20 protein-coding genes and 2 tRNA genes are annotated in these 23,923 nt (G+C 50.4%); 18 read left to right on the plus strand and 4 right to left on the minus strand.

Features of this window, described 5'->3' with window-relative positions:
• The first annotated feature begins 82 nt into the window (after nucleotides 1–82).
• The 7 genes from ACGTIC_RS04735 to ACGTIC_RS04765 all read left to right on the plus strand — a co-directional run bounded on the left by ACGTIC_RS04735 (nucleotide 83) and on the right by ACGTIC_RS04765 (nucleotide 4,779).
• Nucleotides 83–159, plus strand: a tRNA-Ile gene (locus tag ACGTIC_RS04735).
• Nucleotides 160–306: 147 nt separating this feature from the next.
• Entirely contained in the window at nucleotides 307–966 is a 660-nt protein-coding gene (gene deoC / locus ACGTIC_RS04740; RefSeq protein WP_113855499.1) for a deoxyribose-phosphate aldolase, read from the plus strand.
• On the plus strand, nucleotides 953–1,942 hold the full coding sequence (locus ACGTIC_RS04745; protein ID WP_059075740.1) for an MBL fold metallo-hydrolase: 990 nt from the start codon (nucleotides 953–955) through the stop codon (nucleotides 1,940–1,942). The genes deoC and ACGTIC_RS04745 overlap by 14 nt, the downstream gene beginning before the upstream one ends.
• Nucleotides 1,942–3,054 (plus strand): S1C family serine protease, encoded by a 1,113-nt coding sequence (locus tag ACGTIC_RS04750; RefSeq protein WP_372237434.1) that lies wholly within the window; start codon nucleotides 1,942–1,944, stop codon nucleotides 3,052–3,054. Before ACGTIC_RS04745 ends, ACGTIC_RS04750 begins: the two co-directional genes overlap by 1 nt.
• Complete coding sequence (rlmH, locus tag ACGTIC_RS04755) at nucleotides 3,051–3,530, plus strand: 23S rRNA (pseudouridine(1915)-N(3))-methyltransferase RlmH (protein ID WP_113855501.1); 480 nt, start codon at nucleotides 3,051–3,053, stop codon at nucleotides 3,528–3,530. The genes ACGTIC_RS04750 and rlmH overlap by 4 nt, the downstream gene beginning before the upstream one ends.
• 239 nt (nucleotides 3,531–3,769) lie before the next feature.
• The gene (locus ACGTIC_RS04760) at nucleotides 3,770–4,240 is read left to right on the plus strand and encodes a CBS domain-containing protein (RefSeq protein WP_059075779.1); all 471 of its coding nucleotides are present in this window, start codon (nucleotides 3,770–3,772) and stop codon (nucleotides 4,238–4,240) included.
• 14 nt (nucleotides 4,241–4,254) lie between these two features.
• Nucleotides 4,255–4,779: a CBS domain-containing protein gene (locus tag ACGTIC_RS04765; RefSeq protein WP_059075743.1), complete on the plus strand. Its 525-nt coding sequence runs from the start codon at nucleotides 4,255–4,257 to the stop codon at nucleotides 4,777–4,779.
• A gap of 98 nt (nucleotides 4,780–4,877) precedes the next feature.
• Here the strand turns inward: ACGTIC_RS04765 and clpB are convergent, their stop codons facing one another.
• Complete coding sequence (gene clpB / locus ACGTIC_RS04770; protein WP_113855502.1) at nucleotides 4,878–7,469, minus strand: ATP-dependent chaperone ClpB; 2,592 nt, start codon at nucleotides 7,467–7,469, stop codon at nucleotides 4,878–4,880.
• Nucleotides 7,470–7,690: 221 nt separating this feature from the next.
• Between clpB and ACGTIC_RS04775 the strand changes: the two genes are divergently transcribed.
• The gene (locus ACGTIC_RS04775) at nucleotides 7,691–8,515 is read left to right on the plus strand and encodes a tetratricopeptide repeat protein (protein WP_257536643.1); all 825 of its coding nucleotides are present in this window, start codon (nucleotides 7,691–7,693) and stop codon (nucleotides 8,513–8,515) included.
• On the opposite strand, the gene gltS is transcribed toward ACGTIC_RS04775, so the two are convergent.
• Together gltS and ACGTIC_RS04785 are read right to left on the minus strand one after the other, a co-directional pair.
• Nucleotides 8,499–9,761: a sodium/glutamate symporter gene (gene gltS / locus ACGTIC_RS04780; RefSeq protein WP_113855503.1), complete on the minus strand. Its 1,263-nt coding sequence runs from the start codon at nucleotides 9,759–9,761 to the stop codon at nucleotides 8,499–8,501. The genes ACGTIC_RS04775 and gltS overlap by 17 nt on opposite strands.
• Nucleotides 9,762–9,873: 112 nt before the next feature.
• Nucleotides 9,874–11,061, minus strand: a complete 1,188-nt coding sequence (locus tag ACGTIC_RS04785; protein ID WP_113855504.1) for a nucleotidyltransferase family protein — start codon at nucleotides 11,059–11,061, stop codon at nucleotides 9,874–9,876.
• A 192-nt stretch (nucleotides 11,062–11,253) separates the two neighbouring features.
• Here ACGTIC_RS04785 and ACGTIC_RS04790 point away from each other — a divergent pair, with 192 nt between their 5' ends.
• The 6 genes from ACGTIC_RS04790 to guaA all read left to right on the plus strand — a co-directional run bounded on the left by ACGTIC_RS04790 (nucleotide 11,254) and on the right by guaA (nucleotide 20,142).
• On the plus strand, nucleotides 11,254–11,784 hold the full coding sequence (locus ACGTIC_RS04790; protein WP_070807723.1) for a hypothetical protein: 531 nt from the start codon (nucleotides 11,254–11,256) through the stop codon (nucleotides 11,782–11,784).
• A gap of 29 nt (nucleotides 11,785–11,813) precedes the next feature.
• Nucleotides 11,814–13,007 (plus strand): acetate/propionate family kinase, encoded by a 1,194-nt coding sequence (locus ACGTIC_RS04795; protein ID WP_059075748.1) that lies wholly within the window; start codon nucleotides 11,814–11,816, stop codon nucleotides 13,005–13,007.
• 106 nt (nucleotides 13,008–13,113) lie between these two features.
• On the plus strand, nucleotides 13,114–13,794 hold the full coding sequence (locus ACGTIC_RS04800) for an HAD family hydrolase (RefSeq protein ID WP_059075749.1): 681 nt from the start codon (nucleotides 13,114–13,116) through the stop codon (nucleotides 13,792–13,794).
• A 394-nt stretch (nucleotides 13,795–14,188) separates the two neighbouring features.
• Complete coding sequence (locus tag ACGTIC_RS04805) at nucleotides 14,189–15,502, plus strand: S-layer homology domain-containing protein (RefSeq protein ID WP_113855505.1); 1,314 nt, start codon at nucleotides 14,189–14,191, stop codon at nucleotides 15,500–15,502.
• A gap of 754 nt (nucleotides 15,503–16,256) precedes the next feature.
• Complete coding sequence (locus ACGTIC_RS04810; RefSeq protein ID WP_113855506.1) at nucleotides 16,257–17,606, plus strand: S-layer homology domain-containing protein; 1,350 nt, start codon at nucleotides 16,257–16,259, stop codon at nucleotides 17,604–17,606.
• Nucleotides 17,607–18,606: 1,000 nt separating this feature from the next.
• Nucleotides 18,607–20,142, plus strand: a complete 1,536-nt coding sequence (guaA, locus tag ACGTIC_RS04815; RefSeq protein ID WP_113855507.1) for a glutamine-hydrolyzing GMP synthase — start codon at nucleotides 18,607–18,609, stop codon at nucleotides 20,140–20,142.
• Between the two features lie 86 nt (nucleotides 20,143–20,228).
• On the opposite strand, the gene ACGTIC_RS04820 is transcribed toward guaA, so the two are convergent.
• The gene (locus ACGTIC_RS04820; protein WP_113855508.1) at nucleotides 20,229–21,062 is read right to left on the minus strand and encodes an Rpn family recombination-promoting nuclease/putative transposase; all 834 of its coding nucleotides are present in this window, start codon (nucleotides 21,060–21,062) and stop codon (nucleotides 20,229–20,231) included.
• A 182-nt stretch (nucleotides 21,063–21,244) separates the two neighbouring features.
• Between ACGTIC_RS04820 and ACGTIC_RS04825 the strand changes: the two genes are divergently transcribed.
• The 4 genes from ACGTIC_RS04825 to ACGTIC_RS04840 all read left to right on the plus strand — a co-directional run bounded on the left by ACGTIC_RS04825 (nucleotide 21,245) and on the right by ACGTIC_RS04840 (nucleotide 23,920).
• Nucleotides 21,245–22,456 (plus strand): ISLre2 family transposase, encoded by a 1,212-nt coding sequence (locus tag ACGTIC_RS04825; protein WP_257536644.1) that lies wholly within the window; start codon nucleotides 21,245–21,247, stop codon nucleotides 22,454–22,456.
• Between the two features lie 174 nt (nucleotides 22,457–22,630).
• Nucleotides 22,631–23,245 (plus strand): dephospho-CoA kinase, encoded by a 615-nt coding sequence (coaE, locus tag ACGTIC_RS04830; RefSeq protein ID WP_113855509.1) that lies wholly within the window; start codon nucleotides 22,631–22,633, stop codon nucleotides 23,243–23,245.
• A gap of 3 nt (nucleotides 23,246–23,248) precedes the next feature.
• Nucleotides 23,249–23,824, plus strand: a complete 576-nt coding sequence (locus tag ACGTIC_RS04835) for a lytic transglycosylase domain-containing protein (protein WP_113855510.1) — start codon at nucleotides 23,249–23,251, stop codon at nucleotides 23,822–23,824.
• A gap of 11 nt (nucleotides 23,825–23,835) precedes the next feature.
• Nucleotides 23,836–23,920, plus strand: a tRNA-Leu gene (locus ACGTIC_RS04840).
• Nucleotides 23,921–23,923 lie beyond the last annotated feature (3 nt).

Genomic DNA, 23,923 nt, shown 5'->3' on the forward strand with positions numbered 1-23,923 from the left:
TACCATACAGGACATATAATTGACAGAAAAATTTCTTGACAAGATGTCTTTGTGTGATATACTAAGAAAGTCGCTAGGACATGGGCCTATAGCTCAGCTGGTTAGAGCGCACGCCTGATAAGCGTGAGGTCGGTGGTTCAAGTCCACCTAGGCCCACCACAAAGAACACCGTACGAGATACGCTCCGTATGGTGTTTTTTTCTACCCTTTTTCCTGTTTTTTTGGTATGGAACTTTCCTCGTTTTGTGCTATAATTAAAAATCACAGGATTTACATTTTACTGATGCGTTTAAAGGAGGGTCTGTCATGTCTATTGCAGCCTGTATTGAACACACGAATTTAAAACCGGAAGCGACGCCCGGAGATATCCGCCAGCTTTGCCAGGAAGCGCGTACGTACGGATTTGCCGCTGTTTGCGTCAATTCGTCTTATGTAGAACTGGCGAAACAGGAACTGGCCGGGACATCCTGCCTGGTGACATCGGTCGTCGGATTTCCTCTTGGAGCTATGGCCAGCAAGGCAAAGGCCATGGAAACAGCCGAAGCCGTAGCCAGCGGGGCTGATGAAATTGATATGGTCCTGGCTATCGGCCGGGCCAAAGCCGCCGACTGGGAGTACGTCTATCAGGACATCCGCCTCGTCGTGCTGAGTGCGGCCAGCCGTCCCGTCAAAGTGATACTGGAAACGGGGCTTCTCACAGATGAAGAAAAGGTAAAGGCCTGCCAGGCGGCTGTCGAAGCAGGAGCTGCCTATGTCAAGACGTCGACGGGCTTTGGCCATGGTGGAGCGACCGTCCACGATGTGGCTCTCATGAAACGGGCCGTAGATGGCAGTGCCAAAATCAAGGCCTCCGGTGGTATCCACGATTATGCCTCGGCGCGGCAGCTCGTAGAAGCCGGTGCCGACCGCCTCGGTGCCAGTGCCGGCATTGCCATCGTACAGGGAGAACTCCATGACGGAGAGTGAAATCCGGCTGGCGCAACTGGCCCAGTCTATCGGCAGGGCGCGCCGTATTGCTTCCGGAGCTGCTGTGACGGAGGAACCGGCAGGGTATCCATCCCTCGCTGCCGATTTCAGCCAGACGAAATCGGCAGCCGTGTCTGAAGATGGAGGCTCGTTCCTGAAAAGCCAGACCGTCAGCCACAACGGCGACTGCCTGGTCAGCCTCCTGGCCAGCGGCAGTAGTGGCAATGCCGCCTTTATCCGCTGTGGACGGACCTGCGTGCTCATCGATGCCGGCATCAGCTGCCGGCGCATTGAAAAAGGACTGCGCCGGTTCGGGTATGCTTTGTCTGACCTCGATGCCGTCCTCATTACCCATGAACACACGGACCATGTGAGCGGCCTGCCCGTCCTGTTGAAACGGACCCATATGCCTGTCTATACGACACAGGAGACCTGGCAGGCCATGGGCAATAAGATTCTCCCTTATATGGACCGCTTTGTCCGCCTGCCGCGCCGCCTTTCCCTGGGAGAGATGCAGATCGTTCCCTTTGCGACCAGCCATGATGCGGCCCGGTCGGTGGGTTATTCCCTGTATCACGGCGACTGCAAGATTACCCTGGCAACGGACCTGGGCTGTATTACACCCGATGTCATGACGGCCGCTTCCTGGTCGGATATGCTCATCCTCGAAGCGAATCATGATGAAACGATGCTGCGAAACGGGCCTTATCCCTACGCCCTGCAGCAGCGTATACTGGGAAATCAGGGCCATCTGTCCAACCGGACGGCAGCGGAATTTCTCAGCTCTCTGCCGCGGCGGGGAATGGTCAAGGTCCTGCTGGCCCATCGCAGTGAACACAACAATACACCGGCCCTTACGGTGCAGACCATGCGCGATGTTCTCACGGGCCATGGCCTGGTCATCGGGCAGGATATGTTATTGCGCCTCGCCTCGGCGACGGGATCCGTGCGCTTTTTGAACGGAGGTACTCTATAATGACACGAAAAAAATGGCTGACAGCGCTGGTCGCTGTTCTCCTGATTGGCGCCGGTATTGCCGGCGGCTTTAAAATCCATGAAACATTTTTCGGCAGCCAGACCTATTCGGGCAATCTGAACCAGCTGCAGGAACCGGCCAAGAGTGAAGCCATATCCGATGCCCGCAATACGGCCGTTGTGCAGGCAGCCAAAAAAGTCGGTCCTGCTGTCGTCGGGATTACGACGAAAGTATATAACCGCGACATTTTTAACCGCAAAGTCCTCGTCGGCGAGGGCGTCGGTTCGGGCATCATTTTCGATAAGTCAGGATACATTGCGACGAATAATCACGTCGTCGGGACGGCGAAAACGGTCATCGTCTCTCTGGCCGATGGACAGAGTACGGAAGGAACCGTCGTCGGCCGCGATGAAAAGACCGATCTGGCCGTCGTCAAGATTAATGTCGATAATCTGCCCGTTGCCGAATTTGGTGACAGCGACTCTTTGCAGGTCGGTGAAACGGCCATCGCCATCGGCAACCCTCTGGGACTGGAATTCCAGGGAACCGTAACGGCCGGCGTCATCAGTTCCCTCAACCGGACTATCGGTGTGGAAGGGGAAGGGATGAAACTGATACAGACTGATGCGGCCATCAATCCCGGCAATTCCGGCGGCGCTCTCGTCGATGCCGATGGTAAGGTCATCGGTATCAACAGTGCCAAGATTTCCAAGGAAGGCGTAGAAGGCCTGGGATTCGCCATTCCCATCAATACGGCCCGGCCCATCCTGGAATCGCTCATCAAGAATGGCAAAGTATCCCGTCCGTACCTCGGTTTCTACGGACTCGATAAGAAGATGGCAGCCCGCTTTGGCATGAAGCTCAACGTGAGTGGCGTCTATGTGTACAAAGTCATTGCCGGCGGTCCCCTGAATCAGGCAGGCCTGCGTCATGGCGATGTCATTACCAAGGTCGGCGATACGACGATTGAAGCCTTTACGGATCTGCAGGACGCTCTTTCCAAGACCAGACCCGGCGATACCGTGACGGTTACCTTTGACCGCAATGGTTCGAGCCAGAGTGCCGACGTAGTGCTTCAGGAAGCTCCGGCCGATGACGAGGATGACCAATGAAATACCACATTATAGCTACGGGCAAAATCAAAGAAGCATATCTTACGGCAGGTATTCAGGAATTTCTCAAGCGTCTGCGCCCATACGGACAGGTGGAACTGACCGTCCTTCCGGAAGAAAAAATGCCTGACCATCCTTCCCCAGCCCAGAAAGAACAGGTGCTGGAAAAAGAAGGGGAGAAAATGCTCTCTCATGTGCATCCCGGTTCCCACTTGTTTGTCCTCGATGTGGCAGGAAAACTTATTTCCTCGGAAGAGTTATCACAGCGCTTTTCCGACCTGGTCCTCTATGGTACCAGTGAACTGACTTTCATCATCGGCGGTCCTTTTGGCCTTTCCGAATCGTTGCGCCGCCGCGCCGATGAACGCATATCCTTCGGGCGCATTACCCTGACTCATCAGATGATCCGCCTTATTCTGGTGGAACAGATTTACCGGGCCATCAAAATCGCCCGCCACGAACCGTACCATTTATAACCGGGAATGGCCCTGTGGACGGGATGTCCGCTATAGAGTCGTTGAAACAAACAGAATCCCCGGATGCCTTGCTGTATATGGAACAAGGTGTCCGGGGGTTTTATTGCAATTTTACCAAAGTATTCTTCTGCATCTGGCAGGAAATTGGAGTTATGTGTCAAATTATATATATAGAAAATAAAATCATAACCGGCAGGCATCCATGGGAGGGAAAGCCTGCTTATAAAGGAGTGATTTATATGGCACAGCATATAGCATCAGAAATCATGGAAAAAGCCTTTGTGACGGCCGGCCCGGATACATCTGTCTATGAACTGGTCAATTTATTTGTCAAGAATAAGGTGACGGCCATCCCCATCATCAACGATGAAGATGAACTGGTCGGTATCGTCACCGATGCGGATCTGCTGTACAAAAAAGTAAAACCCCACGTACCGCATTACGTCAACCTTCTCGGCGCCAGTATTTATTACAGTGGCATCAGCGCCTACAACCGGGGATTCAAGAAACTCATGGCCGGGACGGCGAAAGAACTGATGACCAAAGATGTCATCATTGCCGCACCGGATGCACCGGTCGAACAGATTGCCGGCGTCATGGTGGCGGAACATCTGAAAGTCATTCCCATCGTGGACAAGAAACACGTCGTAGGCATCGTGACACGTGGCAACATCCTGGACGAATTGTATCAGGAATACGGTGAATCGTAGGGGAGGCGGGCTATATGGATGAAGCAGAACTGAAGAAACAGCCCGGCACAGACGGAACGGAAAAGAAACAGGCTCCTGTCGTACCGGTCCGCGATGTCATGTACAAGATGTTTGTCTCTGTCACGCCCGATACGCCGGTGCGCAAGTTATTCCGACTTTTCGTCAAACACCGCCTGCTGGCCGTGCCCGTCGTCGATGATGAAGAACACCTTATCGGCATCATTACCAGTGCGGACCTCATGTACCGCAGTTCCAGGCCCCACATTCCCCGGGCTCTGCCGATTATCGGTTCGAAAATCATGACCAGCCGCATCAATAAGTATGCCAAGGAATTCCGGACGCTCATGGATGAACCCTGTGAAAAACTGATGACCCGCGACGTGGTCATCACGACGCCCGATACGGACGTAGAACAAGTAGCAGCCGCTATGGTCATCGAACACCTGAAAGTCATCCCCGTCGTCGTCAACAAGCGAGTCGTCGGCATGATTACCAGGTCTAATGTCTTGAAGCAGCTCTACAAAGAATACAATGAATAACAGAATATAGAAAAAGCGGCTGGTGCACTACGTAATCACACGTAATGCACCAGCCGCTTTTATCATTTGAAGTCACGTCAAACGTCAATCATCAAACATCAGGCTTCTTTCTGCTGTCTGTACGGCGTGAACGTAAATTGCTGGCCATCGTAGTTGATGGAGACCGTATCGCCTTCACGGACGACGCCGCTGATGATGTCGCGGCTGAGTGCCGTTTCGACGGTATGGACAATCAGGCGGCGCAGCGGACGGGCACCGAACTGCGGGTCATAGCCCTGATCGGCCAGCACCTGCAGTGCTTCATCGGTCCAGGTAAGGTGAATCTTGACCTGTTTTTCCAGACGTTCACTCAGGCGTTTGAGCAGGATAGTGGCAATGTTGCGGACCTGATCTTTGCCCAGAGCCTTGAAGACGATGATGTCATCGACACGGTTGAGGAATTCCGGACGGAAGTATTTTTTGAGCAGTTCCCGGACGGCTTTTTCTGCCTGGGCGAAATCTTTCGTTTCCAGGATTTCATGAGAGCCGAGGTTACTGGTCATGATGATGATGGTGTTCTTGAAGTTGACGACCCGGCCTTTGCCATCGGTCAGACGGCCATCGTCAAGAATCTGCAACAGGACGTTGAAGATATCGGGATGAGCCTTTTCAATTTCATCGAGGAGGATGACGCTGTAGGGATGACGGCGTACGGCTTCGGTGAGCTGGCCGCCTTCATCATAACCGACATATCCCGGAGGCGCACCGATCAGACGGGATACAGTGTGCTTTTCCATGTATTCTGACATATCGATACGGATGATATTGCGTTCATCATCAAAGAGGGCTTCTGCCAGTGTCTTTGCCAGTTCTGTCTTGCCGACACCCGTAGGGCCGAGGAAGATGAACGAGCCGATGGGACGGTTGGGGTCCTTGATACCGGCACGGGCGCGGATGATGGCATCGCTGACGACACGGACCGCTTCGTCCTGGCCGACGACACGCTGATGAAGCGTATCATCGAGGTGGAGCAGTTTTTCCCGTTCGCCCGTCATCATCTTGGAAACGGGGATACCCGTCCAGCGGCTGACGACGCCGGCAATATCTTCTTCGCCGACTTCTTCCTTCAGGAGCTGGGAATCCTTGTGGGCATCCATGAACTTTTCCTGTTCTTCCATCTGTTTCTGCAGTTCCGGCAGTTTGCCATATTTCAATTCCGAAGCTTTGCCCAGATCGTATTCCCGTTCGGCCTTTTCCATTTCATTCTTGGTGGCATCGATTTCTTTCTTCAATGCCTGGGTGCGGGTGATAGCGGTCTTTTCTTTTTCCCACTGTTCTTTCAGGGCGTCTTCTTTTTCTTTCAGTTCATTCTTCTGGGCGGTGATTTTTTCCAGACGTTCTTTCGAAGCGTCATCCGTTTCCTTACTCAGTGACTGTTCTTCGATTTCCAGCTGCATGATCTTGTGAGTCAGGTCATCAATGGGAGCCGGCATGGATTCGATTTCCGTACGCAGTTTCGCCGCAGCTTCATCGACCAGGTCGATGGCTTTATCGGGCAGGAAACGGTCGGAAATATAGCGGTCGGAGAGAACGGCTGCCGCGACCAGTGCTTTATCACGGATGCGGACACCGTGATGGGCTTCGTAACGGGATTTCAGGCCACGGAGAATGGTGATGGTGTCTTCCACAGACGGCGGATTGACCATAACCGGCTGGAAACGCCGTTCCAGAGCGGCATCTTTTTCGATGTATTTCTGATATTCGTTGAGGGTTGTAGCCCCGATGCAGCGCAGGTCACCGCGGGCCAGCATCGGTTTGAGGATGTTGCTGGCATCCATGGAGCCTTCGGACGCACCAGCGCCGACGACCGTATGGATTTCATCGATGAACAGCAGAATCTGACCATCCGATTTAGCGATTTCATTGAGGACGGATTTCAGTCTTTCTTCAAATTCACCACGGTATTTGGCACCGGCAATGAGGGAGCCCATATCGAGGGAATAGAGTGTCTTGTTCTTCAGTGATTCCGGCACATCACCGGATACGATACGGCGGGCCAGCCCTTCGACAATAGCTGTCTTGCCGACGCCCGGTTCACCAATCAGCACGGGGTTGTTCTTTCTCCGGCGGGAGAGGATTTCTACGGTACGACGGATTTCATCATCACGGCCAATGACCGGGTCGAGTTTGCCTTTGCGGGCAGCGGCTGTCAGATCGCGGCCGTATTTTTCCAGTGCCTTGTAATTGCTTTCCGGGTTATCGCTGTTGACATTCTGTTTGCGGTTTGCCCGGATAATGGACATGATTTTGTCCTTGGCCAGACCGAATTCACGGCACAGCGTCTGTACGTCACTGTCGCTTTCTTCGACGATGCCGAGGAGCAGATGTTCCGTGCTGATGTATTCATCGTGCATTGATTCGGCATACTGCTGGGCCTTGCCGATGACACGGGCCATTTCTACAGCCATGGTCAGCTGGCTCTGTCCCTGGACGGACGGAATCTTTTTCAGGAGTTGTTCCAGCCGGGCCTGGAGCATAGGCACATCAGTGCCGCATTCTTTAAAAATCGTGGCCAGCAGGCCTTCCGGTTCCTTGACCAGTCCCATGAAGACGTGGACGGACGTAATTTCCTGATTGTAATGCAGGGCGGCTATCTGCTGCGCTGTCTGGAACGCTTCGATGACCTTCTGCGTATATTTTTCATTTCCCATACTAAGACCTCCTTACGTAGGGCGTAAGTTGCATGTAAAAGTAGTGAACAACTAAGTTCAATTATCATTATATCCATAAAAGTCAAAAAGTCAATAAGACAAAAAGAAAAAATTGAACTTTTTTGTTTTTTTCATTGCGAGTGCTGCCGCTGCCGGAAACATTGACAAGAAAGGCCGTTGTCCGTACAATCAGGTACAGAATAGAAAGGAGAGATATATTGATGGGACGGACGTTGTGGCAATGGGAAAAACAGGCTTTTCAGGGAGATGTACAGGCCCAGCGCGAAGTGGGCGACCAGTATTTCTTTGCCGCCTATGAAGAAGAAAAAGAAGAATTGCTGCAGCTGTCGTTGTACTGGTATGGCATGGGCGCCCAGGCCGGTGATGCCCGATGCCAGTATGATCTGGCCTATCAGTATGAACACGGCCTGGGGACAGAACCGGATATCCGTAAGGCGGCGTACTGGTATGCCCGGGCGGCCGTCCAGGAACTGCCTGAAGCGGAAAATAACCTGGGCCATCTCTACGAAACGGGATGCGGCGTCGTACAGAATTACGAGCTGGCCGTATACTGGTATGGACGCTCTGCCCGCCACGGCGATGCCGACGGACAATGCAATCTGGCTATTATGTATCAGTTTGGCTACGCCGGGACAGCCGATTACAAAAAAGCCGCCATGTGGTATACACAGGCGGCGGAGCAGGACAATGTCATTGCCCAGAATAATCTGGGATATTTATATGAAACGGGAAAAGGTGTTTCCCAGGATTATACAGAGGCAGCCTACTGGTACCGGCTGGCTGCTGAAGGCGGTGACGGGCCGGCGGCCAACAATCTGGGCCAGCTCTATGAACAGGGATTTGGCGTCGAAAAGGATCCGGAAAAGGCAGCCGTCTGGTTTTCCCGTTCTGCCCGGACCGGATACACGGAAGGCATCCGCAACTATATCCGCATACTGGAAACGGGAACAGGGCTTCCCATGGACAAAGAAGCTGCCGCGTATTGGCGCAGGCAGCTCGATGAACAGATTAATGGAAAAGGTTGATAAAAATCGTAATGACCGACGCGTTGACCGGGTCGATGATGAGTGATCCGATGAGGGGGATGACGAAGAATGCCGTCGGTGCCGGGCCGAATAATTCTGTCATGGCCGTCATATTGGCGATGGCGTTCGGTGTAGCACCCAGACCGAAGCCACAGACGCCGGACGTCATGACCGCTGCTTCATAATCCCTGCCCATCATGCGGAATACGACGAAATACGCAAAGAGGGCCATGATGACGGCCTGACTCAGGAGCATGACAATCATGGGCACGGCCAGATCGCTGAGCTGCCATAATTTGAGGCTCATGAGGACGCAGGTCAGAAAGACTGTGAGCCCCAGATTGCCCAGCACTTCGCTTTCTCTCTGGTATACCTTATATACATGGGTAAAATCGGAAATATTGCGGATGATGGCAGCGACTAGCATAGAGCCGATATAAGCCGGGAAAATCAGTCCCAGGCTGTTCAGGAATCCGCTGACCAGTGTCCCCAGCCCCATGGCCAGGAACAGATGGGCCATGGCATTCATGAAATGATGGTTGTTGATGGACTGGCCGGTGATGTGTTCCTGCTTGATGACTTCTGCCGCTTTTTCTTTGCTGCTGGCAATAGAGGACAATTTGTCTACTTCTTCCTGGCTGACCGACGGGTCGAGACGTTCCGTATCGGCATGACTGTGCAGGTGGTGTTTGTGGACCAGCTGTTCACCGACAGGGCCGCCGATGAGGCCGCCGGCGACGAGGCCGAAGGTAGCTGCGGCGACGGCGATGGTAGCGCCGCTATCGAGACCCATTTCTTCCAGGAGGGGACCAAAGGCAGCCGCTGTAGCATGACCGCCGACCATGGGAATGGAGCCGGTTGCCAGCCCCATATAGGGACTGAGGCCGAACAGGGAGGACAGGCTGATGCCCAGGATATTCTGGATGACGATGAGTACTGTCGTGATGACAGCCATTTTAAAGACCATGATGCCGCCGCGGCGGATCAGGCTCAGACTGGCCGTATAGCCGACGCTGGTGAAGAACAGCATCATGCAGACGTTCTGCATGACCGTATCCTGCTCATACGACCAGATGCCCTGAGTATACAGCAGGCAGTTCAGGGCAGCGAACAAGATGCCGCCGATGACCGGAGCAGGGATGCAGTACGTCCTGAGGGCGGAAATCTTCATACGCAGGAAGACGCCGGCATAATACACCAGGATGGCCGCAGCCAGCGTCTGATAGATATTGAGTTGTATAGACAACGAAATACTCCTCCTTTGCACAACGTGAAATTGATTTGCTGGTATAGAAAACAAATCTAATCATATCAGAAAAAATCCACATTGACAACATGGGGGTTAGAAGGAAAATGTGTCAGCGTATGCGGGGAGACTGATAATAATCCTGCCGCGACAGGCGGGCCTGAGTGCCATGGAAGCAGTAGTACTGCATATCGGTGCAGCGCAGGTCCAGTGCCAGCTGTTTCCGGCCCAGTGGGGAAAGAGAACCGGGGGCTGTGATGCGGGTGATGACAGGCAGTTCTTTCTTTATTTCTTTTATATAGGGAGATACCTTTTGAGATAAGGCCAGCAGCCGGGCATACTGGGGTCCTAGCTGGTATGACTGGTCCATGAGGCTGCGGCCGGGTGAAAGGAGCGTATAAGCGCCCATGCGGCACAGACGGCTGTAGGCATAGCGGCGGGTCTTGATGGCAGCCAGTGCCTCTTTGTACGTGACGGAATCCTGCATACAGCGGTGCCAGCGGTTCTCCAGCCCTTCGTTAAAGGCCGGGAGCTGGCGGAGCATTTCCGGTGTCAGCAGCCTGTTCTGGAAGAGAATGAAATCGCCATAGCGGTCATAATCGGTGTATGCTCCCTGTGAGAGGAGCGCGGCCATATCTTCCCGGGCTTGTGGTGTCAGATAGCGGTGAAGATGCTGGCAGCGGCCTGTCTGGATTATATCCTGACGCAGGGCAGAGGCGCTGGCAAAGGAATGGGCCAGCGACAGGTCGTGATGGCTGCCCTGACGCAGGATTGGCCAGAACTGCAGGGACAGGTCCTGTTGCACGATGGCTTTGGCGTAGGATGCCGCCAGCAGGGCATTGGGCTGATCCAGAAGTAAGGCCGTTTGTTCCCGAATCCGGGCAGCCAGGGCTATAGTCTGCCGGCGTCCGGCCGTTTCCCTGCCCCGGCAGGGCCGGATATCCTGTGCAGCCCGGGCCAGAGCGTAAAAATCGTCTGCCGTGCCCCGTTCGACACCACAGGCCAGATGGCTGCATCCCAGCCGGGACGCCAGCCATACGCCTCCCAGGGCGAATCCGTCGGCACTGGACAGACTATAGACCGCTGGCAGTTCAAAGACCAGATCGGCCCCGCCTTCAACAGCCCAGGCGGCACGATGCCACTTATCGAATAATGCCGGTTCGCCCCGCTGGACAAAAGAACCGCTCATGATGACCACAATCAGCGACTGGGGGCCGGCCTGCTGCCGTACCTGGGACAGCAGCCAGGCGTGGCCTGTATGAAAGGGATTAAATTCTGCAATAACGGCAATACGCTTCATACCATACTCCTCGGACATACATATCCTATGTATTATGCTATTTCTTCTTCAATACATTAATCATAATATATATATGAATAAAAAGAAAGGAAACAGTCGATTTGCCCGGCAGATTGACAAATTATCCTTTTTCTCTTATGGAGAATATGTTATAATGAAACCAGTCTGTGAGAAAGTATAATAGGTGATAGCATGAAACGAATGAGAAAGTTCCTGGTAACGGTGCTTGCGGCTTCGACAATACTCATGACTGGCTGCGGCAATGCATCGATTCTGGAAGAATATAGCTTTGGCTATACACAGTTGAAAAGCGGTAATTCCGAAGTATACCTCATGACTCCTATGGAAATGGGGAAATCCCAGAATAATGATGGAACCGTATTATATGGCGCCAACGATTCCCATTGGTGGATGGCTGCCGAATCGCGTCCCGCCAGTGAAATCACCATACAGCAGTGGGCCGAAAAACCTATTTCCTTACTGGAACAGACGCATTATACAGATCTGCAAACGAAGGTCTCTGAAACGACTGTCCTCGACAGGCCGGCGACAGAAGTCCACTGTACGTTCAATCTGAATGTGCAGGGCCATGCCGTTCAGATGGTGGGGCAGAGTCTCTTCTTTGAAGATAATGGTCAGATATGGGATATTACCTACTTGTACAATCCGGCCGACCCGGTGGGCAAAGAAGTAATAGACCATGTATTTGGCCAGATAAAATAATTTCGTAAACATGAAAGAGGGTAAATTGCATGATCGTATTGGTTGTAAACTGCGGCAGCTCGTCCTTGAAATACCAGTTGGTAAACATGGACAATGAAGAAGTCATGGCAAAAGGGTTGGTAGAAAAAATCGGTCTTCCCGATTCCCAGCTGACTCACAAATGGAATGGCCAGAAAAAGGAAATCCAGCAGTCTATTCCGGATCATAAAGTCGCTGTAAAGCTCGTTCTCGATATTCTGACCGATGCCGAATGCGGCGTTATCAAATCCATGGATGCCATTGACGCGGTAGGTCACCGTGTTGTCCATGGCGGCGAAGCCTTTGCCAGCTCCACGGTAATTGACGATGAAGTCATGAAAGCCCTGGAAAAATGCTCCGCCTATGCACCCCTTCACAATCCGCCGAACATCATCGGCATCAACGCCTGCAAAGCTATCATGCCGGGCGTACCGCAGGTCGCTGTTTTCGATACAGCATTCCATCAGACCATGCCGCCGGAAGCCTTCATGTATGGCCTTCCGTATGAACTCTATAAAGAAAATGGCATCCGCCGCTACGGCTTCCATGGCACGAGCCATCGCTATGTAGCCGGCCAGATTGCCAAAGTCATGGGTGTTCCCGTTGAAAAACTCCGCATCATCAACTGCCACCTTGGCAACGGTTCTTCCCTGGCTGCCATCAAATATGGCAAATGCGTAGACACGACTATGGGCTTCACACCGCTCGCCGGCTGCCTCATGGGCACGCGCTGCGGCGATATCGACCCTGCTATCGTTACGACGGTCATGGAACAGAAAGGCCTGTCCACGAAAGAAATGGATACGCTCATGAATAAGAAATCAGGCGTACTCGGCATTTCCGGCGTTTCCAGCGACTTCCGCGATCTCGGCGAAGCTGCTAAAGAAGGCAACGAACGGGCTAAACTCGCTCTCGATATGTTCCATTATCAGGTACGCAAACTGATTGGCGCACTGGCTGCTGCTATGGGTGGCGTCGATGTCATCACCTTTACAGCCGGCGTTGGCGAAAATGGTATCGAAGACCGTGCAGCTATCTGCCAGGGCCTGGAATACCTGGGTGCCAAACTTTGCCCGACCCGCAATAACGTCCGCGGCAAAGATGCTATGATTAGCACCGATGATTCTACGGTAAAACTTTATGTCATCCCGACAAACGAAGAAATCATGATTGCCCGCGATACGAAAGAACTCGTTTCAAAATAATAAGGGCATGAAATAATACTGGCTGAGGGGGCTGGGTATGCGGCATACAACGGCGGCTGTCGTTGCGTGCTGCTGCCCGGCTCCTTTTCGTATAGGGGGGAGAATTATGGATATATTATATTGGGATATAGATGGGACACTGGTCAATACGGGAATGGCCGGCATGCATGCCATTCAGGAAGTATTTCACGAATTGCAGGGTGACGACCAGGCCGTGCCGAAAATCGCTGCCGGCGGCCGGACGGATAATTACATCTGCCAGCAGCTGCTCTATCAGGCCAGAGGCGTCATGCCTACCGATGAAGAAGTCAATCACTTCTGCCGGAATTACGAACAGAAACTGATGAAATGGCTGAAAAAAATGAAAGGTGAAGTCATTCCGCCGGCCCGGGAACTCCTGCCATACCTGGCTAAAGCCGAAGGATACCATCAATGTCTGCTCACGGGAAACAGCATCTATGGCGCTAGACTGAAACTTGATTTCTTCGGCCTGACCCAGTACTTTGACTTTGACCATTCAGGATTTGCCTGTCAATTCTACTATCGCGACGACATGGCCCGCCACGCCTGGGAACTGGCGAAAAAAGCCTGGGGTGACACTATCGGTACCATGTACGTCATCGGCGACACCCCCTACGATATCCAGTGCGGCAAAGCCATCGGAGCAAAAACCATCTCCGTCGCCACCGGACGCTACACCTACGACCAACTGGCAGAACACACTCCCTGGCGCCTACTGCATCGCTTGCCCGGACCTGAAGGATTCATGCAGATACTGAAAGGATAGGAAAGGATAGTTTGCAGTGGTAAGTTTGTAGTTTGCAGAAAAAGCCGGTTTGTCGAATCGGCTGCTTTTCATACCCCAAAGATTAGCAAAATAGGACCCCCGACCGGGGACGATTCAGGATGAGAACCGTCTCCGGTCGGGGGTCCGGCATTACAATATATTCATACATTTAATTATGATAATATAAATCAATTACATTGACATAGAACCTTGTCTGATAGTATACTATGTATATATTTAGTACGTGCTTTTTTGCACGTAAAATAGATGAGAATGTTAATTTATTGCTAAAAAATAGTAAATGAGAGGAAACTAGGAACACTCGCCATTGAACTTTTTGTCAATAAGTTGCTTCTTGTCAGATACATATTTCTATCAGAAAAGAGGCTATCAAATGAAAAAGAAAATCATTGCAACTCTCGCAGCTACTATGGCTGTCGGTGCTACCTGCGCTTTCGCAGCGAATCCGTTTGTTGATGTACCGACCGATTCCTGGGCTTATAAATCCGTAGTAGAACTCGCCGACGCTGGCATTATCCAGGGGGTAGACGGCTCCTATTTCCAGGGCGACCGCAACATCACCCGTTATGAAGCAGCTGAAATGACGGCTAAAGCGATGGCTCACATGGACAAAGCTTCCGTTGAACAGCGTGCCCTTATCAATAAACTGGCTGATGAATATGCTGATGAACTGAACAGCCTCGGCGTCCGCGTTGCCAACCTTGAAAAGAAAGTGGGCAATGTCAAACTTACTGGTGATGCCCGTATCCGTTTCCAGCATCAGAATGGCAATGATGATTATCGTAACGATCATTCCTGGGATTATCGTGTCCGCGTCCGGGCCAATGCCCAGGTCAATGACCGTACAACCGTAACCTATGGCATCAGCACAGGCGACCTGAATTTTGGCGATAATGGTGCAGCATCGGGCGCCGATGACGACAATGGCAATACTTTCACTGATGATGCCAAAGTAGATTACAATTTTGGCGGTGACCACTGGAATCTCAGCGTCGGCCGTACCGATACGTATATTCTCGGCGGTGACAATGCCTACGGATTCCAGTATGGCGACGTATTTGACCGTGCCGAATTGAAATACACCAGTGATCACTTCGCAGCGACTGCCGGCTATGGCAAATTTAAAGAAGGCTATGCTGCTGATGATCCTGATGCAGAAGTGGAAGGTAATGGCCTCCTCGGTGTCAAGACAGGCTATGGCGAATTAGAAGGCTTCTTTGGTGGTGGCCGTGCAGCTGGTTCGGCTGTTGGCGTATATTACAATGATTTCAGTGGCGGCGCCAAAGGCTTTAAAGCCGATGACCTCTGGGGAGCTTATGCCAGCCTGAATCTCGGTAAATGGAATGCCTTTGCTAACTATGAAAAAATCAGTAATGACGTGACCGATGATCCCGAAGTATGGATTGGCAAACTGACTTATGGCAGTGCCGACAGCGAAACCCGCGGCACATGGGATGCCTGGGTTGAATACATCAACTCCGACAGAGGAGCTCTCCTCGGCGGTGCAACCAACTCCTGGCGCGATGACAGTGTTCTCGATAACGTGAAATCGTGGGGCGTAGGCATCGACTACACACTGGCTAAAAACGTAGTCCTCACAGCTGCCCAGACCTTCGCAACAGAAGCCAAACATGGTTCTGATGATCCCGATGAATTTACCGACGTAGAAATCAACTTCTTCTTCTAATCGCAATAATGACCAAGCCGTGTGCCAAATGGTACGCGGCTTGTTTTTTTACCCCTAAAATCAGCAATACAGGACCCACGACCGGTGACGGTTTCCATCCTGAATCGTTGGAAAGGGTGTCAGATGCAAGGCGGAAGAAGGAGCCATAGCGAGGCTATGGTGACTGATGACAACGAAGCAGATGGCGCTCTTTCCGGCAGGCAGGGAAAACAAGATTCCAGCCGTGAGTTCTAATTTATACGTTTAACCCTAAATCAATATGATGTAGATTTATATCTATGCGAAATTGGCATAAGCAATAGTTCCCGCTGGCAAAGTATGTGAAAAAAGTGGTTTTTGCTATGGCTTGTGAAGGGCATAACGATGGGACGGAGAGCGATTTTTTAACGGTTTATTTTACCGCCTGTTTTTGTTACAAATCCGATACAAATTTAAGAATGATTGAGATAAAATTTAATAAATTTTTAACTGCAAGGTTTACATTTACCTTGTAAAATGCCTGTAAAGCGCATGGTTGACACATTCTTTACGCCATTTTGACAAAAAATCAATCTTGGGGTATAATGTCATCAAGGTCGCAGGTGGGAATGTTCCCAGGCAGTGACTGAGATTGAGAGCAGACAAACTTATAGAAACCAGGGTAGTAAAAGAGAGGAAACTAGGACAACTCGCCAATGAACCCCTTGTGGAAATAAGTACAATGCTCGACCGTAATGAGTGGTAAAACTTATTTTTAGAAAAGGGGTAATTCACAATGAAAACAAAAGTTTTAGCAGCTTTAGTTGCAACCATGGCTGTTGGCGCTACCTGCGCTTTCGCAGCTAACCCGTTCGTTGATGTACCGACCGATTCCTGGGCCTACAAATCTGTAGTAGAACTCGCTGACGCTGGTATTATCCAGGGCGTAGACGGCTCCTACTTCCAGGGCGACCGTAACATCACCCGTTATGAAGCAGCTGAAATGACGGCTAAAGCTATGGCTCACATGGACAAAGCTTCCGTTGAACAGCGTGCCCTCATCAACAAACTGGCTGACGAATATGCCGACGAACTGAACAGCCTCGGCGTTCGCGTATCCAACCTCGAAAATAAAGTTGGTAACGTAAAACTCACTGGTGACGCTCGTATCCGTTACAAATATGAAAATGGCAAAGTAGAAAACGATAACTCTTGGGATTATCGTGTTCGTCTCCGTGCTAATGCCCAGGTTAACGACCGCACGAAAGTAACTTATGGCATCAGCACGAACAACCACAATTTTGGTAATAACGGTGCTGCTAGTGGCGCTGATGACCAGGACAGCAACGATACCTATACGGATCTCGCTAACGTCGATTACAACTTCGGCGGCAACAACTGGGATCTCATGGTAGGCCGTTATACCTATATCCTCGGTGATAAAGTCGGCTACCAGTTCGGTGATACCTTCGACGGTGCTCAGTTGCAGTACAAGAACGATAAGTTCAAAGCTATCGCTGGCTATGGTAAATTCAAAGTTGGTGATGCAGACGTTTGGAATGGCAAATGGAAAGCAGATGCTAAAGGTAATCTGACTATTAAAGATACAACAGCTGCAGACTCTCTCCTCGGTGTTAAGACCGGTTATGGCGAATTAGAAGGCTTCTTCGGCGGCGGCCGTCTGGCTGGTTCTTCTGTAGGTGTTTACTACAATGATTTCTTCGGTAAAGACGCTTTCAAAGCTGATGACCTCTGGGGTGCTTTCGCAAGCTTCAACTTTGGCTCCAAGTGGAATCTGACAGCTAACTACGAACAGATTAGCAAAGATCAGAGCAAGACCAGCGTAGATGATCCGGAAATGTGGTATGGCAAACTCCAGTATGGTACAGCTTCCTTCGCAGCTCCGAAGTCCTGGGATGCCTGGGTTGAATATCTCGATGCTGAAGACGGTGCATATCTCAATGGCTCCACAAACTTCTGGAGATGGGATAACCTCGATAACATTAAGACTTGGGGCGTAGGCGTTGACTACACATTCGCTAAGAATGCTATGTTCTCCGTAATGCAGTCCTTCGCTACGGATACCAAGAAAGGTAATGACGATACCAATGAATTGACTCGTGCACAGTTCGTATTCGTATTCTAATCCATACGGTGCGGAATCAAAAAGACCACTCGAAAGAGTGGTCTTTTTTTCGTTGGGAAAAGGGATAGTGGGAAAGGCCGTAGTTCATTCGTTGCAGGTCATTCATCGAAGCCGGAAGGCCCGCAGGTCGGTTTGACGGACAGAGTGTCTTTGCCGTCCCCGTGAGGGGAAGGAGGGCCACAAAGTGGCGGAAGGGGCTTTATTTCAATCCAAAGTCTTATTATGAGTCCGTTTTTACATGCGGTGATGAAGCCCGTTTGCAAGGTTGGAGCCAGTCCGGCATGCTACGTCCTCGGACTCAGAAATTGGAACTCAGATGATAAAAGGACCCCTCTGCCGAAACTACGATATTCATATATATCTGGCAAGGTGCTACAATAGGGCACTGTGTTTCGGCATAGGCGAGGGCTCACGACTGGGGGCGCTTTGCATCGGAATCATCGGCTATGATGTCAGATACAAGGCGGAGGAAAGAGGCGTAGCGGGGCTACGTTGATAGACGACAACGCCGTAGATGATGCTATAGCCGGTGAGGCAGACAGAAGAAGTCCCCCGGCCGTGAGCCCCTACACACATTTGCGCGTCGCTACGCTCCTTCAAATGCGGTTCTCTGCCTAAGTCGGCCATTGGCGCCAGCTCCCGCTTCCCAGGGGAGCCATGCTACACGGTGCTTCTAACCGACGATATATACTGATAGCTGGCTCGTCGAACTGGCTATTTTTATGCCATAAGACCAGCAATACAGAACTCACGACTGGGAGCGGTTTCTGTCCTGAATCGCTGGAAAGGGTGTCAGATACAAGGCGGAAGAAGGAGCCATAGCGGGGCTATGGTGACTGATGACAACGAAGCAGATGGCGCCCTTTCCGGCGAGGCAGGGGAAACAAGCTTCCAGCCGTGAGTTCTATACTAGTCACTCTATGTTACCTATGGTATAATAAAAAATAATCAAATGGAGGCAGCACAGATTGTTTCCGGGAATGTATAAGAGGAGGAAGTAATGGATAACAAAGAACTTGTCATTGTTGTCGATTTTGGCGGACAGTATAATCAGCTCATTGCGCGTCGCGTCCGTGAAAATCATGTATACTGTGAAGTGTATCCGTATCATAAAGCCGTAGCTAAAATCAAGGAATTGCAGCCGCAAGGGATTATTTTTACGGGTGGTCCGGCCAGTGTATACGAAGAAAATGCGCCTAAGATAGAAGCCGACGTATTTGAACTGGGGATTCCTGTACTGGGGCTTTGTTATGGCATGCAGTTCATGGCCCAGACGCTGGGCGGGGAAGTGCGTCATGCCGACCGCCGCGAATTTGGCAAGACGGAAACCGACGTAGATACGTCGTCGCCACTTTTCAAAGGACTGGCGGAAAAGGAAATCGTCTGGATGAGTCACCAGGATTATGTAGCGGAATTGCCGGCCGGCTTCTCTATCGTCGCTCATTCAGCCAACTGCCCTGTAGCAGCGATGCAGAATACGGAACGCAAATTGTATGCCATGCAGTATCATCCGGAAGTGCTTCATACGGAACATGGCAAGGAAATGCTCCATAACTTCCTCTTTGAAGTCTGCGGATGTACGGGATCGTGGACCATGGCCAATTATGCCAAGACGGCAATTGCCCATATTAAGGAAACGGTCGGCAACGGCAAGGTCGTATTAGCTTTATCTGGCGGCGTCGATAGTTCTGTTGCCGCGGCTCTGATTTCAAAAGCCGTAGGAAGCCAGCTGACCTGTATTTTCGTCGATCACGGCCTGCTCCGCAAGAATGAAGGCGATGAAGTAGAAGCAGCTTTCAAAGACAGCGGCATGAATTTTGTCCGCGTCGATGCTTCTGAACGCTTCCTGGGGAAACTGGCCGGCGTGACCGATCCGGAACGGAAGCGGAAAATCATCGGTGAAGAATTTATCCGCGTCTTTGAAGATGAAGGCCGCAAAATCGGATTTGTCGATTTCCTTGCCCAGGGAACGATTTATCCGGACGTCATCGAATCCGGTGCCGGCGATGCCGCTGTCATCAAGAGCCATCATAATGTAGGTGGTCTCCCGGCGGTTGTCGATTTTAAAGGCCTCATTGAACCACTCCGCAACCTCTTTAAAGATGAAGTCCGCGAACTGGGTGCAGAACTGGGCCTGCCGGATTATCTCGTATGGCGCCAGCCATTCCCCGGTCCGGGCCTTGCTATCCGCATTATGGGTGAAATCACGAAGGAAAAACTGGCTATCCTCCGCGATGCCGATGCCATATTCCGTGAAGAAATCGCCAATGCCGGCCTGCAGCGGGATATCAACCAGTACTTCGCCGTTTTGACCAACAACCGCTCTGTCGGCGTCATGGGTGATTTCCGTACCTATGATTACACGCTGGCACTGCGCGGCGTTACGACGACCGACTTCATGACGGCCGACTGGGCACGCATCCCCTACGATGTCCTCGATAAAATCTCCAGCCGCATCGTCAATGAAGTAGATCACATCAACCGCATCGTGTACGATATTACGAGCAAACCACCTTCCACTATTGAATGGGAATAATAGCGAAAATCCCCGCAAGCTGTTCACTAATAAGCAGCTTGTGGGGATTCTTTTTTTGCATCTGGGAGAAGAAGAATAAAAGATGTTCAAATCAAATTATTCTGCTGGGCAATTTCTTTTACTTTTTGAAGAGGTAATTCAAGGAATTTGGCTATTTTTTCCATGCTGTTTCCTTCTTTTAGCATTTTAATCGTCATCTTCACAGCAAACCGCTCTTCTCCCTGCTTTACCCCTTCTTCCCGTCCTTGTTCTATTCCTTCCCGGCGTTCCTGTGCTAATAGTGCTGTCAGTTTCATATATTCCCGCCTCGTTTCTTTGTGTTCTTTTACCCGTTTAACTTCTTCTGCCACATCTTCCGTAAATTGTCCTTCTGGAGTATGGCCGTCTACATAACGTAAAAATGAGCGGATGTCAGGGTCCAGTTCCTTGCTGTCCCCTTTGCAATTTAAAAAGATTTTGGTCGTTTCATCGCCTAGTTCTAAATCGTTACGTTCCAGGCAGCGGTTGCGAAATGTATATATAGGTAACCCTTTGCCAAATAAGTCGAACGTACAAATGAAAATGACATATTGTGGATTTAATATTTCATAGGGCATGCCCGGTGGTAATAATTCCAAATCAATCTGACCTTGATAATATCGGGATCGTTTCGGTAAGGCTGAGTCTTTTCCTTTTTCGCATTGCATTTCAATATCATAGACTTTACCCATATCATCTTCGACGTAGACGTCCAGACGGATTCCATGACTGTCAATTCGGATATCGATTGTTTTTTCTATTTCAGGGAAAGAGATGGTTTTTATCCTGATATTTAAAATTTTTTCAATCAGATATTTGCAAAGACGCTTGTTGCGCATAACCTTTTCAAAAAGGAAATTATCCTGAATGGTTAATTCTTCCCAGGTCTTTATCTTTGACATGGACATCCTCCTTTCGGTTTCAAAATTATTATACCATGAATGGTTTATCAAACAAACATTCCTTAGTGTAAAATAGTTCTCGCTTAGTGCAAAATAGTTCTCGGTAAGACTTGCCAAAAAGAAAGAAGACCCTGATAATAGTGAGAGGTCACCACACCAATCTCATCAAAACGAGGTCTTCTATGGAAACTATTGTAACAGAAATCATCAAAACAATAAAGGACTCCGATACAGTTATTGAACGGGATATGAAATTATTGACCCTGTTTTTCGAATTATTCCGATTGAAACCCTACCAACGATTTTCCGCTTTGCTGATGAAAAAAGTGGCGGAAACGGCTACCAGCTGTGTATATCGAAAAACGGCCGATATCGTGAACCGGTTTACCCTGACGACCCTGAGTCATCAAACGGTGAAGCATATTGTGATGCAATCGGGGAAATTGTGTCAGGAATGGCAGGACATTCAGCGTCAGGAAAGTCCCGCAGAAGAAACGGAAGCCCCGGTTGTGTACATAGAAGGAGACGGTCTGGTCTTCCGGGGACAGCATAAGAAGCAGTTGGAAATATACTGGATACAGGTGTATGAAGGACGGGAAAAAGAAGGGAAACGGGCCCGGCTGATTCATGCGTATCACATGGCTTCTACGGAATATGAAAAGACATGGGAACGAGCAGGGTGGTACATGCACCGGCAGTATGGATTAAGCCATACGATAGTGATCAGCAACGGGGATGGCGGAACGGGATATGGCTATGAGGCGTTTCAGGAACTGGCAGCAGGGTGCAAGTGGCATGAGCACCAGCGGGATGTATATCATGTACACCGCAAGGTGAAAGAACGGCTGCATTTTGCTGTACCGGAGGTACAGGAAGGAATCCGGCAGAGTATCTGGAAGCATGATGAAACGAGTCTGGCACTCTGGCTGGATACGGCTGAATCGGAAGCAGAAGGAAACGATGAATTACAAAACGTGGAACGATTACGAAGGTATTTAAAACGAAACTGGACGTATGTAGAACCACTGAATCAGCGACAGAAGCTGGAAAAAGTCCATCTGATACAGCCCGGAGCGTGTGAGGCGGGCCATCGTATATACAGCTATCGCATGAAACATCAGGGACGGTGCTGGAGCCAGGAAGGGGCGGAAGCCATGGTACAGCTCATCACAGCCATGAAAAACGAAGAATGGGATGCCGTGTATGGCCAATGGGGACGTACAGCCTACAAGCCCATCAGCCAGCGATTTAAGAACATCATGAGGAAAGTGATGAAACAGTTCCCTATGCAGCCTCACAAGGGCGTGCATCAAGGAAGTATGGGAACGCACAGCTCTGCAAGCAGCCCACTAGGAAAGCTGGCAAAAGGGCTGCAAATGGCACATATTTTGTAAAAATGGGGAAATAAGACCCCACTTATTATCTAGGTTTAAAGAAAAGACCGAAAACTTCTTGACACTAACGATTGAACAGGAACCTTGACTTTTTTTAGTTGCCGGCTTTACAATGAAATAAAATCGTTGGTTCAAAGACAGGTCTGGCGGATATTTATGAAAGGGGAGGACGGTATGTTTCAGATTGGGCTTACGGGAGGTATTGCTTCGGGGAAGAGTACGGTTGTGGCCATGCTGCGTCAGCTGGGGGCGGGAATCATCGACTGTGACCAGATCGCCCATGATGTCGTCCGGCCCGGGTCGGAAGGATTGAAGGCCGTTGCTGACGCCTTCGGACCGCATACGTTGTGCGCAGATGGCACGATGGACCGGGCGTATATAGGCCGCGTCGTTTTTGGAAACAGGGAGAAAAAGGCGCAGTTGGAAGGCATTTTATTTCCTCTCATCCAGCGGGGAATCAATGATACAATTGAAATAATTGAAAAAAATAAAAAAAATCCGGTCATTTTCCTTGACATGCCATTGCTATTTGAGATAAAATACAACACGTACGTTGATGAAGCATGGCTCGTATATGTGGATCCGACGACGCAGCTTTCACGGCTGATGGCGCGGAATCACTATACACGGGACGAAGCAATGGCACGCATCCATGCTCAACTTCCTATTGATACAAAACGGTCATTGGCTCAGGTTATCATCGACAATACTGGTTCTTTGGAAGATACAGAAGAACAGGTGCGGTATGAGTGGCATGAACTGATGAAACGGATTCAATCTGGGGAGTAAGCTGTGAGACGGAGAAATAATACAAAGGTAAAAATTGTAGCAGCTATATTGGTTGCTTGTTTCTCTGCGTCGTATTTCTTTACCTGGAAAGACGATGTAATGCGTAAAATCGTATATCCTCTGCAGTATGACTATATGGTCAGACAGTATGCCTATGAAAACCACGTGGATCCGGCGCTGGTAGCGGCAGTGATTCTGGTGGAAAGCAAGTTTGACCGGTCGGCCTCGTCTCACCGGGGTGCCAGCGGTCTGATGCAGATTATGCCTGATACAGGCAAATGGATTGCTGAAAAGATGGGGATGGAAAATTTTCGTCCTGCCCAGCTGAACGATGTACAGACGAATATCAGGATGGGTACCTGGTATCTGGCATATCTTCTCAAAGAGTATGACGGCAATGAAGTTTTGGCTCTGGCAGCGTATAATGCCGGACGCGGCCATGTCGATTCCTGGATGGATGAATATGGCTGGGACAAAAACTTTAAAAAAATTGAAGAAATACCCTTTACAGAAACGAGAGAGTATGTTAGAATAGTCTTGTTGAACGAAAGGCAATACAAAAAACTGTATAACTTTTAATTTCTTTTTATGCGGTTGTGGCGGAATGGCAGACGCGCTGTCTTCAGGCGGCAGTGATCATCGATCGTGTGGGTTCAACTCCCACCAACCGCACCATTT

Origin of the sequence: Megasphaera hexanoica, from assembly GCF_043520715.1 — a bacterium.
GTDB classification, from domain to species: domain Bacteria; phylum Bacillota; class Negativicutes; order Veillonellales; family Megasphaeraceae; genus Megasphaera; species Megasphaera hexanoica.